We start from the raw sequence: 15,522 nt of genomic DNA on the forward strand, positions 1-15,522 counted from the left end.
TTTAACAGCCCCCCCCGGGGGGGCGGGGCCTGCTTTTTAGTCTACCCCGGGCCACCGGGGCCCCTATTCGGGGGGGCGCGGGGGGCCCGGGGGGGGGGGCCCCCGGCGCCGGGCGCGGAGCGGGCTCAGCCGGTGTACTGGGCGAAGATCTTCGCGAACTCGTACGGCTGCTGCGGGATGTTGGTGCACTTGAAGAGGCCGCCGCCGGTGCAGGCGTTGGCGTCCCGGGTGGCGTCCCAGAAGGCCAGCGTGCCGAGGTGGTGCTGCCGGGCGAAGGCGACCAGCTGCTGGGCGTCGGCCTGGTTGTAGATCTGGTGATCGTCGTTCTCGCCGAGCATCGGGGTGACCCCGACCATGGCCCACAGCCGGGCGTCGTCCTTGGCCGGGTACAGCGCCTTGAGCTGGCCGTACAGCGACTGCGCGGCCTGGACGGCGGCGTCGCCGTAGTCGGTGCCGGCGCGGTAGTAGTCCATCGCCATGACGTTGACGACGTCGACGTCCACGCCCGCGTCCCGGGCGGAGCGGACGATGGCGACGCCCTCGCCGGTCAGGCCCTCGGGCAGGACCGGCAGGGTGAAGGAGACCTTCAGGCCGGGGTGGGCCTTCTGCAGCTTGGCGAGGGCGGCGGAGCGGCGCTCGTTGGCGACGGTGTCGGCGATCGCGGCGCCCTCGATGTCGAAGTCGACGTAGCGCAGGTTGTAGGCGTTCACCACGGCGTCGTACTCGGCGAACAGGGAGTCGACGCCGGTGCAGGCGGCGGCGAGCTCGGTGCCGCTGGCGCCGCCGAAGGAGAGCTTGACGTCGCCGCCGGCCGCGCGCAGCGCGTCGATCTGGTCCTTGGCCCAACCGGTGCGCGGGTCGTGGGCGTTGAACCAGCTCGCCTTGCAGCCGACGGCGGTGACGAAGCCCATGGTGAAGGACTTGAGGTTGCCGGACTTCGCCATCGCTGGCATCGAGGGGGTGGGCCAGGCGCCCATGTCGATGTACGGGGCCACCGGGAGGGCGACGTTCGGCGCCGGGGTGGTCGGCCCGCCGGTCGGCGGCGCGGTGGTGGTCGGCGGGGGCGTGGTGGGCGGGGTGGTGGGCGGCGGCGTGCCCGGGCCCCCGCCGGGGCCGGTGAGCGCGACGTCGTCGGCGAGGTAGGCGCCCTGGCCGTACCAGCCGTGCAGGTAGACGTTGACGCTGGTGGTGGCCGCGCCGGTGGTGAAGGTCGCGGTGAGCTGCTGCCAGCCGGAGCCGCCGGGCGTCCAGACGGCCGGGTCGGTGACACCGCTGCCGGTCGCGCCGAGGTACACGTACGGGCCCTGGACCCAGGCGCTGAGCGTGTAGGTGGTGTTGGGCTTCACCGCGACGCTCTGGCCGCACTGCGCCGTGTCGGCGCCGGAGACCTCGCCGCGCAGTGCGTACGAGCCGCTGCGCGCACCGGAGCCGACCACGCTGCCGGTCGCCCCGGAGCAGCTCCAGGCGCTCAGCGATCCGCTCTCGAACCCGGGGTCGCCCAGCAGGTTGCCGTCCGCGGCGCCGGCGTTCCCGGCGATCGTGGCGAGGCCGCCGCCGGCCAGGACGACGGCGGTGGTGAGGCCGAGCAGCTTGGTGCGGAGGGCGGGGCGCCGGTGCCGGGCGGCGGTGTCGTCGTGGGGCGCGCGTGGCATGGGGGTGCCTCTCGGGAACAGGGGGCCGCCGCCCGCCTCGCGCGGGGGGAGGAGGCGCGGGGCGGGCGGCGGTGGAGGGGTGGTCCGGTGGGGGAGGTGCGCCGTGCTGAGCATCAACCTGGACTAGACCACCTGGGCACGTCAAGAACCTCCGGTGCATCAAAGGCGCGTCGTGGCAAGGCTTACGCGGACCTTAAGGTTCCGCGGGAACCCGTGACGACGGCCCGGTCGGCCGCGGGGCAGGTGTGCCGGGCGGGCGGCGGGTTCCGGGCAGTGGCTAGGGTTCCGCCATGACCAAGGACAGCGGCGGCAGGGACCTGCGGATCACCTTCGTCGGCGACTCGTTCACCCAGGGGATCGGGGACCCGGAGTTCCGCGGCTGGGTGGGCCGGGTGGCGGCGGACTGCTGGGCCGAGCTCGCGGCGGGGCCGGACCGGGTGACGGTGTTCAACCTGGGCGTGCGGAGGAACACCTCGGCGGACGTGCTGGCCCGCTGCTGGGGCGAGACGGCGGTGCGGGCGCTGCCGGGCGCGGACAACCGGCTGGTGCTGTCGGTGGGCAGCAACGACGCGGTGGAGGAGGGCGGCCGCCCGCGGGTCGCGCCGGAGGCGTGCCTGGCCAACGTGGCCGCGCTGCTGGACGGGGCGCGCGAGCGGGGCCTCGCGCCGCTGGTGGTGGGCCCGCCGCCGGTGGTCGGCGCGGGGGCGGAGCACCTGGAGCGGCTGCTGGCGCTGGCCGACGGGATCGCCGGGATCTGCGCCGGGCGCGGGGTGCCGTTCGTGGGCGTGACCCGGGAGCTGGCGGCGGACCGGGAGTGGGCGGCGGAGGCCCTGGCCGGGGACGGCGCGCACCCGGGCGCGGCCGGGTACCGGCGGCTCGCGGACCTGGTGCTGCGGGGCGGACTGCGGGCGTGGCTGACGGAGGATCACTCGGCGGTGGGAACCGGCTTGACCTAGAGCGCACTCCAAGGGGGAGGCTGGTCCCGTTGAACCGACCGCGGTCGGCACCACGGGGCCGCCACCAGTGAGGAGTACCGTCATGCGCAACGCCACGCTCGGCAGCGAGGGTCCGGAGGTCGGGGTCGTCGGACTCGGCTGCATGGGGATGACCTGGGCCTACGACGTCCACAACCGCGACGACGACAACTCGGTGCGGGTGATCCGGCAGGCGCTGGACCTCGGCGTCACGCTGATCGACACCTCCGACATCTACGGGCCGTACAGCAACGAGGAGGTGGTCGGCGCCGCGCTGGCCGGGCCGTACCGGGAGCGCGCGGTGCTGGCCACCAAGGTGGGCCTGGTGCCGGGCAACGCCGAGGAGCGGGTGCTGCGCAACGGCCGCCCCGAGCACATCCGGAAGTCGATCGACGACAGCCTGCGCCGGCTCGGCACCGACCACGTCGACCTGTACCAGCTGCACCGGATCGACCCCGAGGTGCCGGTCGAGGAGTCCTGGGGCGCGCTCGCCGAGGCGGTCGCGGCCGGCAAGGCGCGGCGGATCGGGCTCTCCGAGGTGGACGTGGCGGAGATCGAGCGCGCGCAGGCCGTCCACCCGGTGGCCTCGGTGCAGAACGAGCTGTCGCTCTGGACCCGGGACTCGCTCGCCGAGGTGCTGCCGTACACCGAGGAGCAGGGGATCGCGTTCCTGCCGTTCTCCCCGCTCGGCCGCGGCTTCCTGACCGGCGGCATCGCGTCCTTCGACGAGCTGCCGGCGGACGACTTCCGCCGCGCGCTGCCGCGCTTCCAGCAGGAGGCGCTGAAGGCCAACCTGGCCCTGGTGGAGCGGGTGCGGGTGGTCGCGGCGCGGCACGGCGCGACGCCCGCGCAGGTGGCGCTCGCCTGGGTGCTGGCGCAGGGGCGGTACGTGCTGCCGATCCCGGGGACCAGGACGCCGAAGTACCTGGAGGAGAACGCGGCGGCGGCCGACCTGGTGCTCTCGCCGGCGGACCTCGCCGAGCTGGACGCGCTGCCGGCGGCGGCGGGCGAGCGGTACTGAGCGGACACGCCCTACGGAAGGGGCGCCGGGCCTTCCTGGATCCAGATCTGCTTGCGCCCGGTCTCGCCCGGTGCCCGCACCGGCGCGTCGACCACCCGGTCGAGCCGGAAGCCGAGCCGGCGGGCCACCGCGCCGCTGGCGGTGTTGGCCGGGTCGCAGTGGATCTCGACCCGGCGGATCCCGGGCAGGGCGAGCGCCGCCGCGGCGACGGACCGGGCGGCGGCGGTGGCGATGCCGCGGCGCGCGTGCTCGGCGCTCACCCAGTAGCCGATCTCCAGCGCGCCCGGGCCGATCCGGGCGTGCAGGCCGAACGAGCCGATCACCCGGCCCGGTTCGGCGTCCAGGCCGGCCAGGTAGATGAAGTCGGTGCCGGCGTCCCAGGCGGCGACGCCGGCCGCGGTGAGCTCGGCGGTCCGGGCGCGGGTGGGCGCCTCGGCGGCCCACTCCAGCCAGGGGCGCAGGTGGTCCAGGTTGGCCCGGACGGCGGCGTTGAGCGCGGGCGCCTGGGCCGGGGAGCGCCGCCGCAGGGTGATCCCCCCGGCCGGCCGCAGCAGTTCGGGCGGCCGGCCGGGGGCGGAGGCGCCCGGGCCCGGCGCGGCCGGACCCGGACCGGACACCGGCGCGGGTGCGCCGGGTGCGGGCGCGTCCCCGCGCGGCGGCGGCATGACGTGATTCATGACAGCGATTATGTCGGCGTCCTGTACCTGTCACCACCGGCCGCCGCCGCGCGCCGGGACCGTCCGGGGGCGCGTCAGAGCCGGACGAGCACCTCGTCGAGCTCCTTGCGCCGCAGGTCCGGCACGCGCGCCCCCTCGGCGGGGTAGCCCACCGGGATGACGTAGGCGGCCCGTTCCTCCTGCGGCCGTTCGCACACCTCGTTGAGGAACTTCATCGGACTCGGCGTGTGGGTGAGCGTGGCCAGTCCCGCCTGGTGCAGCGAGGCCAGCAGCAGGCCGACCGCGATGCCCACCGACTCCTTGGTGTAGTACGGGCGGGGCGAGCTGGGGCCCTTGTGCACCTCGAAGACGACGATCACGGCCGGCGCGTCCTCCAGGAACGGCTTGTGCCAGTCGGTGCCGATCGGCGCCAGTGCGGCCAGCCACTCCTCGGAGGCCCGGTGCGCGTAGAACTCGCGTTCCTCGGCCTCGGCGGCCTCCCGCAGCCGGCGCTTGCGCTCCGGGTCGGTGATCACCACGAACCGCCAGGGCTGGACGTGCGCGCCGCTCGGCGCGGTGTTGGCGGTGCGGACCGCCCATTCGACGACGCCGTCCGGGATCGGGCGGGTCGCGTAGTCGCGGACGGTCCGGCGCCGGTCCATCAGGTCGTGGAAGGCCTTGCCGCGGGCCTCGGCCTCGTGGGCGGGCACGGTCATGGGGGTGAGCGGGACGGTCGGGTAGGACGCGTCCGCCACCGCGCTGTCGAGCGCTGTGCTGTCAACCATGGGCGACAGCACAGCACATGACGGCGGGCCGGGGAAGAGGTCTGGACCTCCTCTCCCGGCCCGCGGCCCCGTCCCCGGCTACAGCTCGCGGACCGTGCCGCCGCCGACCTCGATCCGGCGGTTCACCGCGACCGTGTCCAGCATCCGCCGGTCGTGGGTGACCAGCAGCAGCGTGCCGGTGTACGAGGCCAGCGCCGACTCCAACTGCTCGATCGCGGGCAGGTCCAGGTGGTTGGTGGGCTCGTCCAGCACCAGCAGGTTCACCCCGCGGGCCTGGAGCAGCGCCAGCGCCGCCCTGGTCCGCTCGCCGGGGGAGAGGGTGCCCGCCGGGCGCAGCACGTGCGCCGCCTTCAGGCCGAACTTGGCCAGCAGGGTGCGCACCTCCTCCGGCGCGAACTCCGGGACGGCGGCCGCGAACGCCTCCAGCAGGGGCTCCCCGCCGAGGAACAGCCCGCGGGCCTGGTCCACCTCGCCGACCACCACGCCGGAGCCCAGGACGGCGCTGCCCTCGTCGAGGTCGAGCCGGCCCAGCAGGGCGGCCAGCAGGGTGGACTTGCCCGCGCCGTTGGCGCCGGTGATCGCCACCCGGTCCGCCCAGTCGATCTGCAGGTCCACCGGGCCGAGCGTGAAGCCGCCGCGCCGGGCGGTGGCCCCGCGCAGGGTGGCGACCACGGCGCCGGAGCGCGGCGCGGTGGCGATCTCCATCCGCAGCTCCCACTCCTTGCGCGGCTCCTCGACCACGTCGAGGCGCTCGATCATCCGCTGCGTCTGGCGGGCCTTGGCGGCCTGCTTCTCGGTGGACTCGGTGCGCATCGCGCGCCCGATCTTGTCGTTGTCACTGGACTTGCGGCGCGCGTTGCGCACGCCGTTCTCCATCCAGCCGCGCTGCATCCGGGCCCGGGCCTCCAGGCCGGCCTTGGTGTCGGCGTACTCCTCGTAGTCCTCGCGGGCGTGCCGGCGGGCGGTGGCGCGCTCCTCCAGGTACGCCTCGTAGCCGCCGCCGTAGACGTTGACCTGCCCCTGGTGCAGGTCCAGCTCCAGCACCTTGGTGACGGTGCGGGCCAGGAACTCGCGGTCGTGGCTGATCACCACGGTGCCCGCGCGCAGGCCCTTGACGAAGGCCTCCAGTCGCTCCAGGCCGTCCAGGTCGAGGTCGTTGGTGGGTTCGTCCAGCAGGAAGACGTCGTAGCGGGAGAGCAGCAGCGAGGCCAGGCCGGCCCGGGCCGCCTGGCCGCCGGACAGCGCCGTCATCGGCAGGTCCAGGGAGACCTTGAGGCCGAGCGAGTCGGCGACCTCCTCGGCCCGTTCCTCCAGGTCGGCGCCGCCGAGGTCCAGCCAGCGGTCCAGGTTGACGGCGTAGGCGTCGTCGGCGCCGGGCACGCCGTCCACCAGGCCCTGGGTGGCCTCGTCCAGCGCGGCCTGCGCGGCGGCCACCCCGGTGCGGCGGGCCAGGAAGTCGCGGACCGACTCCTCCGGGCGGCGCTCCGGCTCCTGCGGGAGGTGGCCGACGTTGGCGGTGGCCGGGCTGAGCCGGACCGAACCGCCCTCCGGGGCGTCCAGGCCGGCCAGCAGGCGCAGCAGGGTGGACTTCCCGGCTCCGTTGACGCCGACCAGGCCGATCACGTCGCCGGGGGCGACGACCAGGTCCAGGCCGGAGAAGAGGGTGCGCTCGCCGTGGCCGGCGGCGAGGTCCTTGACGACGAGTGTGGCGCTCATGATGCCCCGATTCTAGGCGGGCGGACACGGACGCCGCCGGGGGCGGCGGCACACGAGGGTGCCGCCGCCCGCGACGGGCGGGCCGGGCCGGCCCCGGACGTCGCCGGATCGGCACGCGATCGGCGCCGGAAAAACCGGTTGCACGCCTCCGGGGGGCCTCCGTAGCGTGATGCCTGCCACCCGCCAGAACAGGAGTAGGCCCTTGATCTACTGAGGTCCCGAGACACCGCCCCCGCCGCGCCGCAGCCATGTCGCCAGCCTTGTTGCCGACCAGTTCGCTGCCCGCGGTCCGTGAGTGTGCGCGTGCCCGACCTCAGTGGTGAGCCGGCCCGGCGTCCCCCGTCGCTTCGACGACCCCGGCCCTCCCCTCCCGGTCCCCCGCCCGCACCGCGGTGTCTCCCCGTGTTGCTCCACGACCACGTCGGCGACCTTCGGGAGGCTTTCCATGGCACAACCCACCACTTCGCTCCTCTGCACCGACCTCTCCTTCGAGTGGCCGGACGGCAGGCCCGTCCTCGACGGCTTCCACCTCGCGGTCGGCCCCGGCCGCACCGGGCTGATCGGCCTCAACGGCGCGGGCAAGTCCACCCTGCTGCGCCTGCTGGCGGGCGAGCTCACCCCCGCCTCCGGCGCCGTCAGGGCGGCCGGCGAGATCGGCTACCTGCCGCAGGGCCTCACCCTGGACACCGGCCTGCGGGTCGACGAGGCGCTCGGCGTCCGGGCCGCCCGCGAGGCCCTGCACGCCATCGAGACCGGCTCCACCGACCAGCGCCACTTCGACGCGGTCGGCGAGGACTGGGACGTCGAGGAGCGCGCCCGCGCCCTGCTCGACCGGCTCGGCCTGCACCGGCTCGACCTCGACCGCACCACCGGCGAACTCTCCGGCGGCGAGGCCGTCCTGCTGCGGCTGGCCACCCTGCTGCTGCGCCGCCCCGACGTCCTGCTGCTCGACGAGCCGACCAACAACCTCGACCGCTCCGCCCGGCAGCGGCTCTACGAGACGGTGGCCGGCTGGGGCGGCGTGATGGTGATCGTCAGCCACGACCGCGAGCTGCTCCAGCACGTCGACCAGATCGCCGAACTGAGGGACGGCCAGGTCACCTGGTACGGCGGAAACTTCGCCGAGTACGAGCGCACCGTCGCCGCCCAGCAGGAGACCGCCGAACGGCTGCTGCGCAACGCCGAGGCCGACGTCCACCGCCAGAAGCGGGACCTCGCCGAGGCCCGGATGCGGCTGGAGCGCAGCGCCAGCTACGGCAGGAAGCGCTCGGTCACCCGCAACGACCCGCACATCTTCGCCGGGAAGCTCAAACGCCAGGGCCAGGAGACCGCCGGCCGGCTCCAGGGCATGCACACCGAGCGCCTGGAGGAGGCCCGGCGCAAGCTGACCGCCGCCGAGGAGGCCGTCCGGGACGACGCCGAGATCCGGATCGACCTGCCCCGCACCGCCGTGCCGGCCGGGCGCACCGTGCTCACCCTGGACAAGGTCCGGCTGGCGTGCGGCATCACCGCCGACCTCGACCTGCGCGGGCCGGAGCGGATCGCCCTGGTCGGCCGCAACGGCGCGGGCAAGTCCACCCTGCTGCGCACCATCGCCGGCGAACTCGCCCCGGTGGCGGGCGAGGTGGTCACCCCGGTGCCGCTGCGCCACCTCCCGCAGCGGCTCGACCTGCTCGACGACGGGCTGACCGTCGTGGGCAACGTCAAGCTGTTCGCGCCGGGCGCGGGGGACAACGCGGTCCGGGCCCGGCTGGCCCGGTTCCTGTTCCGCGGCGGGCGGGCCGACCAGCCCGCCGGCACGCTCTCCGGCGGCGAGCGGTTCCGCGCCACGCTGGCCGCGCTGCTGCTGGCCGACCCGCCGCCGCAGCTGCTGCTGCTCGACGAGCCGACCAACAACCTCGACCTGGCCAGCGTCCGCCAGCTCACCCAGGCGCTCGCCGCCTACCGGGGCGCGCTGATCGTCGCCAGCCACGACCTGCCGTTCCTGCGCGGCCTGGGCGTGACCCGCTGGCTGGAGCTGGACGGCGGGCTGAGGGCGGTGGACCCGATGTAGCGGTGGATCCGGCGGGGCGGTCCGACCCGGCGGTCAGCGGTGGCCGGACCCGGCGGCGAGCAGGCGCCGGGCCTCGGTCAGCGCGGAGTCCTTCAGGCCGGCCAGCTCCTCCGCGGTGAAGACCGGGGTGCGGACGTCCGGCGGGATGCCCGGTCCGTCGAAGGTGCTGCCGTCGCGGGTGAGGAACTTCTCGTTCGGCAGGCCGACGAGCAGGTCGTCGGAGAGCGGCTTGAGCATGACGTCGGAGAACACGCCCTGGGTGTTCTCGCCGATCCGGGTGACCTGCGGGCCGCGGCCCGCCATCGCCTGGGTGAAGGTCTCGCCCGCGCTCACCGTCGAGCCCGCGGTGAGCAGGGCGACCGGCCCGGTGTAGCGGGTCGCCCCGGCGGCGGGGCGGACGGTGACCGGCTGGGGCCGGGTGAAGGCGGTGGGGTCGGCCGGGTCGTTGCGGGCCACCTTGCGGTAGGCCTGGTACGGCCGGTCGGTGAGCCGGGAGGCGATCCGCAGCCCCAGCTCGTCCGAGCCGCCGCCGTTCAGCCGCAGGTCGATCACCAGCCCGTTCAGCCGCCCGGGGTGCGCCAGGACGAGGTCCAGCGCCTTGTCCAGCTCGGCCGCCTGCTGCTGGTACGAGCCGTCGTCGACGTACTCGTCGAAGCCGCTGACCCGCAGGTAGCCGATACCGCCGGGCAGTTCGCCGACGCCCAGCCGGCCGCGGCCGAAGGGCTGCTCGGGGGCGATGAGCTGGGCGGCGACCGCTCGCCCGGCCTGCTCCCGCACCTGGTCGGTGGGCTCCTCGGTGCCCGGGCGCAGACCGCCGAAGACGAGGTCGTAGCCGCCGTCGGCCGCCTTGCGCCCCAGGAAGGTGTGCGCGTCGCCGAGCGGCTCCAGCAGGCCCTTGATGATCTCCGCGAGTGCGGTGGTGCCGGTCTGCGGGGTGATGGTCGCCCGGGCCTGCGCACCCCGGGCCCGCCAGTCGATGCCCTTGGCGGCGAAGAACGGGTAGTTCTCCTCGAAGGTCGCCCAGAACCGGTCGAAGACCGCGAGCGCGTCCTGCGGCGCCGGCCGCGTGCACCGCGCGGGCAGTCCGCCGGGCAGCCGGGAGAGGTTCTTGGTCCCGACGGAGCTGTCCTCCTTGTACACGGCCCGGTCACGCCCCCGGGGCGTGACGGTCAGCTCTCCGAAGCCCTTGCCGGGCCGGCCGTACCGGACGGCGCCGCCGCCGCCGGGCGCGCCGACCTGCGTGCCGCTCAGGAAGCCCGGAGTGCAGCTGATCCGGGTCACGTCGTAGGTGGTGAAGGCGGTCCCGTGGACCTCGACGATCGTGCCGTACCCGTCCGCCTGCCAGACGCCCTCCAGCCGGTTGGCCCCCGGCCGCGCGGCGCCGTCCCCGCCCGGTGCGGCGCCCGCCGCGCCGATCGTCCCGGCCGTGACCGCGAGCGCGACCGCCGCGATCCCCGCCGCCCTGGCCACCGACCTCCGGTGTCCGATACCCATGCCGTTCCCTGCCGTTTCCGGTCCGGGCCTCCCCCGCGGAACCCCTCCGCCGCCCACGGGTCGACGGTACGGACCGGTCGGGCCGCCGGACGTCAGCCTGCGGAGCGGTCCGCACCCCGACCGGGGAGGTACGTCGGCGGGGTCCGGCTCCGACCGGCGGCGTACACCCGCCCGGAGCGATCTCGGGGACGTCGGCTCGGTGTCCAACTCCCGTACGCTCCAGTACCATCGGCGCCATGCCAGCTCTCAACATCGAGTACACGGAGCACGAACTCGCCGCCATCCGCGAGGCGGCCGCCGCCGACGGCAAGAGCGTCAAGGCCTATGTGCACGACCTGAGTGTGCGGGAGCAGCAGCGCCGGGTGTTCGTCTCCCACGCGGTGGCGTTCTGGAACGCGCACCGCGAGGAGTTCGACCGGGAGTTCCCGGAGGACGCGCCCGCCGCCTGAGCGGGCGTGAGCGACGAGGGTGCCGCGATGATGCTGCTGCGGGTCGATCTGCGCTGGCTGCTCGACGTCCAGGAGTCGGCCTCGCCGGAGGACCTCGGCGTGCGGGACTACTCGGCGCTGCAGGCGGCCGTCGCCCGGCACCGGGTGAACACCGCGCAGCTCGGCCACGACGCCGACCCGGCCTGGTGCGCGGCCGCCCTGATGCACACCATCGTGCTGCTGCGGCCGCTCCCGGCGCGCAACAACCTGTACGCCTGCATGACGACGGCGGCGTACATGCACGCGGCCGGGGAGGGCGTCGACCCGCCGTACGGGGCGCTGGTGGAGCTGGCCCGGGACATCGCCGCGGGGCGGGCGGACGTGTTCGCGGCGGCCGACCGGATCCGCTCCTGGCGGATCTGAGGACCGTCGGGCCCGGGACGCACAGGGTGGCGCCGACCGCGGGATCCCCGCGGACCCGTGCCCCGCGCACCCCGCTCAGCCCGGCAGCACGAACCCCGACTCGTACGCCGCGATCACCGCCTGGGTGCGGTCCCGCGCCCCCAGCTTGGCCAGCACGCCGCCCACGTGCGTCTTGACCGTCTCCTGGCTGAGGACGAGCTTCGCGGCGATCTCCCCGTTGCTGAGCCCGGCCGCCATCAGCCGCAGCACCTCCCCCTCCCGCCCGGTGAGCCGCCCGATCGGGCCGCGGTCGGGCGCCGGACGGGAGACCCGCGCGGCCGGAGCCGCGTACCGCAGGGCCAGGTCGCGGACGGCCGCCGGGAACAGCAGCGAGTCGCCGCGCGCGATCAGCCGCACGGCCTGCACCATCTCCTCGGCCCGCGCCCGCTTCAGCAGGAACCCGGCCGCCCCCGCCCGCAGCGCGTCGTAGACGTGGTCGTCGTGCTCGAAGGTGGTGACCACCAGGATCCGGGGCGGCTCGGCCATCCCGGCGACCAGCTGCTCGGTGGCCCGGATGCCGTCGATCCCCGGCATCCGGACGTCCATCAGCACCACGTCCGGTCGCAGCGCCCGCACCAGCGGCACCACCTCGGCGCCGTCGGCCGCCTCGCCGACCACGGTGAGGTCCGGCTCGGCGTCGATCACCACCCGCAGGCCGGTGCGCACCAGTCGCTCGTCGTCGGCGATCACCACCCGGACCGGCCCGCCGGCCGTGGCCCCCGAACCCCCCGCGACGTACCCGTCGTCGTTCACCGCTCTCCTCCCACCGGCAGCCAGACGGCCAGCCGCCACGTCGTTCCGTCGTCCACCGGCCCGGCCTCGCAGCCGCCGCGCAGCGCCGCCGCGCGCTCGCCGATCCCGCGCAGCCCGCGCCCGCCGCCGGGCCGGCTGGGCCGCCACCGGCCGAGCGGATTGGTCAGTTCGATCTCCAGCCGCCCGCCGGCCGGGGCGACCCGCAGCCGGGCGGGCGCGGGTCCGGCCGGTCCGGCGTGCCGCAGCACATTGGTCAGGCCCTCCTGGACGATCCGGTAGGCCTCGCGGGAGAACGCGGCCGGCAGCCGGTCCAGCCCGGGAGCCAGCTCGGCGTCCACCGCCAGCCCGGTACGGGCCAGCTGCCGCAGCAGGTCGTCCAGCCCGGCGAGGGTCGGTCCGGCCGGCCCGGCCGCGTCGCCGTCCTCCTCGCGGAGCAGCCCCAGCACCGCGTCCAGCTCGGCGACGGCGCCCCGCGCGGTCTCCTCGATGGCGGCCAGCGCCTCCGCCGCGAACTCCGGGTCGGCGCGCAGCACCCGGGCGGCGGCCGAGGCCTGGATGCCGACGGCGCTCAGCGCGTGGCCGACCGAGTCGTGCAGCTCCCGGGCCAGCCGGTTGCGCTGGGCGAGCACGGCGGCCCGCCGCTCGGCGGTGGCCAGCCGCTCGTCCGGGGTCGGGCCGAGCAGCACGGGCGCCCACCGCGCCAGCAGCGCGCCGAGTCCGGCGCTGGTGCCGACGATCAGCGCGAGCAGCGCGCCGCCCAGCAGCGGCCCGGGCAGCCAGCCGGGCACGCCCCGGGCCTCCCAGAACCGCACCGCCTCCTCGAAGCCGGTCGGCCGGAGGATCAGCACCACGGCGAACGGTGCCCCGGCCAGCGTCATCCCGCTGACGACGCCGCCGAACAGCAGGTGCAGCACGAACCACGCCGCCGTCCGCCGCCGGGCCGCCCAGGACCGGGCCGGCCCGGTGACCACCTCCGCTGCCCGCCGGGGCGTGCACAGCGCCAGGGCCGCCGCGCCCTCCAGGGCCCGGACGGTCGGGACCAGGGCGGTGACGGCGGCCATCGGGAGCGAGGCGGCGAGCGCGGCGAAGTAGAGCAGGACCTGCATCAGCGAGCCCTTGCGCGGGTCCAGCGCGCCCAGGGCGACCGTCGACAGCATCCAGTACGGCATCAGCAGCGCGCCGCCGAGCACCAGGTGCACCCAGCGCAGCCGGGCCCGCCGGCCGAGCAGCGCACCCGCCGCCCGCCGCAGCGCGACGCCGCGCCCGTCCCGCCCCCGACCCGCCCCCGTGATCACTTCGCCGACTCTACGTCAGCCCTCGCGGTGCGGGAGACCGTTGCCGCGGACCACGCGGTGTCCGGGACGGCGCCCGCCGCCGCCCGCTCGACCAGCGCGACCGCGCCCACCGCCAGCACCAGCAGCCCGGTCACCACCTGCACCGACTCGACCAGCGGGAGCAGCCCCGGCACGGCCTCGCGCGGGTCGGCGGAGGCCGTGACGGACGTCCCGAGGGCCACCAACTGCCAGGCGCCCCAGGCGAACACCGACCCGGCCGCCGTCCACACCACCGCCAGCGGCCCGCGCAGCCGCCACTCCGGGCGGCGCCGGAAGACCAGCACCAGCAGCGCCGCCACCGCGGCCACCGCCATCACGGCCGTCACCGCGTCCATGATGGCCACGCTCCGGCCGCGCTGCTCCTGCCACACCACCGGCAGCCCGGCCGAGCCGCCGAACGCCCAGTACAGCCGGGCCGCCGCGACCCCGGCGGCGAGCAGCGCGGCGACGCAGGCGAAGGCCCGCTGGGTGGTCAGCGTGGGGGAGTGCGGCAGGTCGCCGATCCGGTCGCGGCGCAGCAACCCGGCCCAGCGCTCCCGCGCGTACAGCAGGAAGCCGGCGATCAGGGCCACCCCTTGGACGGCGAATCCGCCGTACACCAGGGTGAACACCCAGCCGCTGGGCCCGTCGTCGGCGCCCGCCTTCGCGGCCTCCGGACCGAGCACCAGGGCGGACAGCAGGAAGAGCGGCAGGGCGACCAGGATGGTGCCGAGCAGGCCGGTCGCGACCCACATCGGGAAGGCCAGCAGCCCGGCGGGCGCGCGCCGCCCCCACGGCCGGACGAACGCCAGGGCCAGGGCGACGGCGACGGCGTCCATGCCGAAGGTGAGCAGGTTGAGCAGCCACAGGTCGTCCATGGCGTCGGCGTCACCGGCCCCGACCGGGTGGCCGGTGAGCCAGAGCAGCTTGAGGGTGAGGTAGGGCACGGTCGCGGCGACGGCCGTCCAGGCGGCGGCGGTCCGCACCCGGCCGACGGGTGGGGCGGCGGGCGGAGCGGCGGCCGGGGCTGTCGCGGAGAGCGGGAGCGTCGAGGTCATGCCCCCACGCTCCCGCGCACCCGCCCGCCCGGACGTCCTGCGGCAAACCGATCCGCCTCCCCCGCCGGGGGGATCCGAGGGGGAGGCGGCGGTCCCCGGGGAGGAGGGGGCGGCTAGGGGACGATCGGCTCGCAGCCGATCGCCTTGCCGGCGGCGGTGAGGAACTGCGTCCAGACGGCCTCGGTGTCGGGCAGCAGGTCCCGGCTCCTGAGGGCCGGTGCCGGGTGCTGTTCGTAGTGGAAGTAGGTCGTCCGGCCCCGGCAGGTGGTCACCACGTCCTCGTTCGAGTCCCCCGACCACCTGCTCCGGCCGAACGCCGTGGAGCGCGCCGCTTCCGCCGCGAGGTCGACGACCCGAGGCTCGGTGATGACGACGAACGACTCCACCGGTCTCCCGGTGGGCCTGTCGGTCACCTCGCAGGACCAGACCGGGGAGAAGGCCGTGGTGGCCTGCTGGCGGTACCGGTCGTCGTGGTCCGCGTCGGGTGCCCTGGTGACGGCCATGCCGGGCAGGCCGCAGAGGTTGTTCCAGTCGACCGGCTGCTCGGCGCCCGCCGGGGAGAGCGTCTTCGGCGCGGGCGGTGTGCCGCCGCAGTTGCGGTCCTTCGCGGCGAGGCCGGCGAACTCGACGACGAGCCGGGCGATTCCTTCCGCGTGGTCGCCGTCCTCCCCGTCGTGGCCGGTGCCGACCGAGGCCATCAGACCGGTGGGACAGCCCTCCGGGAGCAGTGCCCACGCGCCACCCGGGGTCACCGAACCCACCGCGCCGTCCTCGGTGAAGAGCCTTGCCCCCGGGCGGGATTCGGCGCCGACGCTCCGGCTCACGGAGAGCCCGAACGAGACGCTCTGCCCGGTGTCCCCGAACAGGCCGAAGCTCACCTTGGCACGGCAGTGCTGCCGCGGGTCGACAGCGGTCGGGACGTAGCCGGGGGACTTCTCCTCGCTGATCCGCCCCGGCCCCAGCGCGGCGTGCACGGCGTCGGCGCTCGCCGCGCCCCCGCAGACGCTGTCCGGCCCGAGGACGTTGGTGAGCCTGAACAGCAGCACCCCGGACACCCCGGCCGTGAGGGCCAGCAGCACCCCGGCCGCGCGCAGCCGCAGCGCCCGGGTGGTGTACCCGCGCTTGCTCAGCGCCGCGTCGACCCGCTCGCCCACGGG

14 protein-coding genes are annotated in these 15,522 nt (G+C 75.7%); 5 read left to right on the forward strand and 9 right to left on the reverse strand.

What is annotated here, in order from left to right; translation table 11 throughout:
• Positions 1 to 125 precede the first annotated feature (125 nt).
• Positions 126 to 1,652, reverse strand: coding sequence for a carbohydrate binding domain-containing protein (locus ACFC0B_RS19025; protein WP_376086975.1), 1,527 nt, complete (start codon positions 1,650 to 1,652; stop codon positions 126 to 128).
• 290 nt (positions 1,653 to 1,942) lie between these two features.
• On the opposite strand from ACFC0B_RS19025, the gene ACFC0B_RS19030 reads away from it, so the two are divergent.
• Both ACFC0B_RS19030 and ACFC0B_RS19035 read left to right on the forward strand, forming a co-directional pair.
• Positions 1,943 to 2,608, forward strand: coding sequence for a GDSL-type esterase/lipase family protein (locus ACFC0B_RS19030; RefSeq protein ID WP_376086976.1), 666 nt, complete (start codon positions 1,943 to 1,945; stop codon positions 2,606 to 2,608).
• 82 nt (positions 2,609 to 2,690) lie between these two features.
• Positions 2,691 to 3,647: an aldo/keto reductase gene (locus ACFC0B_RS19035; RefSeq protein ID WP_376086977.1), complete on the forward strand. Its 957-nt coding sequence runs from the start codon at positions 2,691 to 2,693 to the stop codon at positions 3,645 to 3,647.
• A gap of 11 nt (positions 3,648 to 3,658) precedes the next feature.
• Here the strand turns inward: ACFC0B_RS19035 and ACFC0B_RS19040 are convergent, their stop codons facing one another.
• The 3 genes from ACFC0B_RS19040 to ACFC0B_RS19050 form a co-directional block, all read right to left on the reverse strand.
• Positions 3,659 to 4,324, reverse strand: coding sequence for a GNAT family N-acetyltransferase (locus tag ACFC0B_RS19040; RefSeq protein ID WP_376086978.1), 666 nt, complete (start codon positions 4,322 to 4,324; stop codon positions 3,659 to 3,661).
• Between the two features lie 74 nt (positions 4,325 to 4,398).
• Entirely contained in the window at positions 4,399 to 5,088 is a 690-nt protein-coding gene (locus ACFC0B_RS19045) for a nitroreductase family protein (protein WP_376086979.1), read from the reverse strand.
• 78 nt (positions 5,089 to 5,166) lie between these two features.
• Complete coding sequence (locus ACFC0B_RS19050) at positions 5,167 to 6,804, reverse strand: ABC-F family ATP-binding cassette domain-containing protein (protein WP_376086980.1); 1,638 nt, start codon at positions 6,802 to 6,804, stop codon at positions 5,167 to 5,169.
• Positions 6,805 to 7,249: 445 nt separating this feature from the next.
• Between ACFC0B_RS19050 and ACFC0B_RS19055 the strand changes: the two genes are divergently transcribed.
• A complete protein-coding gene (locus ACFC0B_RS19055) occupies positions 7,250 to 8,857 on the forward strand; it encodes an ABC-F family ATP-binding cassette domain-containing protein (RefSeq protein ID WP_376086981.1) in 1,608 nt (535 codons plus the stop codon).
• A 33-nt stretch (positions 8,858 to 8,890) separates the two neighbouring features.
• Here the strand turns inward: ACFC0B_RS19055 and ACFC0B_RS19060 are convergent, their stop codons facing one another.
• Complete coding sequence (locus ACFC0B_RS19060; protein ID WP_376086982.1) at positions 8,891 to 10,351, reverse strand: S41 family peptidase; 1,461 nt, start codon at positions 10,349 to 10,351, stop codon at positions 8,891 to 8,893.
• 236 nt (positions 10,352 to 10,587) lie between these two features.
• Here ACFC0B_RS19060 and ACFC0B_RS19065 point away from each other — a divergent pair, with 236 nt between their 5' ends.
• Positions 10,588 to 10,800 (forward strand): hypothetical protein, encoded by a 213-nt coding sequence (locus tag ACFC0B_RS19065; protein ID WP_344322900.1) that lies wholly within the window; start codon positions 10,588 to 10,590, stop codon positions 10,798 to 10,800.
• A gap of 30 nt (positions 10,801 to 10,830) precedes the next feature.
• Positions 10,831 to 11,202, forward strand: coding sequence for a toxin Doc (locus ACFC0B_RS19070; RefSeq protein WP_376087433.1), 372 nt, complete (start codon positions 10,831 to 10,833; stop codon positions 11,200 to 11,202).
• A gap of 75 nt (positions 11,203 to 11,277) precedes the next feature.
• Here ACFC0B_RS19070 and ACFC0B_RS19075 read toward each other — a convergent pair whose 3' ends face one another.
• From ACFC0B_RS19075 to ACFC0B_RS19090, 4 genes are all read right to left on the reverse strand, one after another.
• Positions 11,278 to 11,994, reverse strand: a complete 717-nt coding sequence (locus ACFC0B_RS19075; RefSeq protein ID WP_376086983.1) for a response regulator — start codon at positions 11,992 to 11,994, stop codon at positions 11,278 to 11,280.
• Positions 11,991 to 13,289, reverse strand: coding sequence for a sensor histidine kinase (locus tag ACFC0B_RS19080; protein WP_376086984.1), 1,299 nt, complete (start codon positions 13,287 to 13,289; stop codon positions 11,991 to 11,993). Before ACFC0B_RS19080 ends, ACFC0B_RS19075 begins: the two co-directional genes overlap by 4 nt.
• Positions 13,286 to 14,365 (reverse strand): hypothetical protein, encoded by a 1,080-nt coding sequence (locus tag ACFC0B_RS19085; protein ID WP_376086985.1) that lies wholly within the window; start codon positions 14,363 to 14,365, stop codon positions 13,286 to 13,288. The genes ACFC0B_RS19080 and ACFC0B_RS19085 overlap by 4 nt, the downstream gene beginning before the upstream one ends.
• A 113-nt stretch (positions 14,366 to 14,478) precedes the next feature.
• Complete coding sequence (locus tag ACFC0B_RS19090) at positions 14,479 to 15,519, reverse strand: hypothetical protein (RefSeq protein WP_376086986.1); 1,041 nt, start codon at positions 15,517 to 15,519, stop codon at positions 14,479 to 14,481.
• Positions 15,520 to 15,522 lie beyond the last annotated feature (3 nt).

It is taken from the genome of Kitasatospora sp. NPDC056184 (assembly GCF_042268405.1).
Classification (GTDB): Bacteria; Actinomycetota; Actinomycetes; order Streptomycetales; family Streptomycetaceae; genus Kitasatospora.

Bases quoted from the DNA above. Each gene is read 5' to 3' on its own strand.
- ACFC0B_RS19030 (WP_376086976.1), top strand. From the start codon at position 1,943: ATGACCAAGGACAGCGGCGGCAGGGACCTGCGGATCACCTTCGTCGGC.
- ACFC0B_RS19045 (WP_376086979.1), bottom strand. From the start codon at position 5,088: ATGGTTGACAGCACAGCGCTCGACAGCGCGGTGGCGGACGCGTCCTAC.
- ACFC0B_RS19055 (WP_376086981.1), top strand. From the start codon at position 7,250: ATGGCACAACCCACCACTTCGCTCCTCTGCACCGACCTCTCCTTCGAG.
- ACFC0B_RS19050 (WP_376086980.1), bottom strand. From the start codon at position 6,804: ATGAGCGCCACACTCGTCGTCAAGGACCTCGCCGCCGGCCACGGCGAG.
- ACFC0B_RS19085 (WP_376086985.1), bottom strand. From the start codon at position 14,365: ATGACCTCGACGCTCCCGCTCTCCGCGACAGCCCCGGCCGCCGCTCCG.
- ACFC0B_RS19040 (WP_376086978.1), bottom strand. From the start codon at position 4,324: ATGAATCACGTCATGCCGCCGCCGCGCGGGGACGCGCCCGCACCCGGC.
- ACFC0B_RS19065 (WP_344322900.1), top strand. From the start codon at position 10,588: ATGCCAGCTCTCAACATCGAGTACACGGAGCACGAACTCGCCGCCATC.
- ACFC0B_RS19025 (WP_376086975.1), bottom strand. From the start codon at position 1,652: ATGCCACGCGCGCCCCACGACGACACCGCCGCCCGGCACCGGCGCCCC.
- ACFC0B_RS19060 (WP_376086982.1), bottom strand. From the start codon at position 10,351: ATGGGTATCGGACACCGGAGGTCGGTGGCCAGGGCGGCGGGGATCGCG.
- ACFC0B_RS19035 (WP_376086977.1), top strand. From the start codon at position 2,691: ATGCGCAACGCCACGCTCGGCAGCGAGGGTCCGGAGGTCGGGGTCGTC.
- ACFC0B_RS19070 (WP_376087433.1), top strand. From the start codon at position 10,831: ATGCTGCTGCGGGTCGATCTGCGCTGGCTGCTCGACGTCCAGGAGTCG.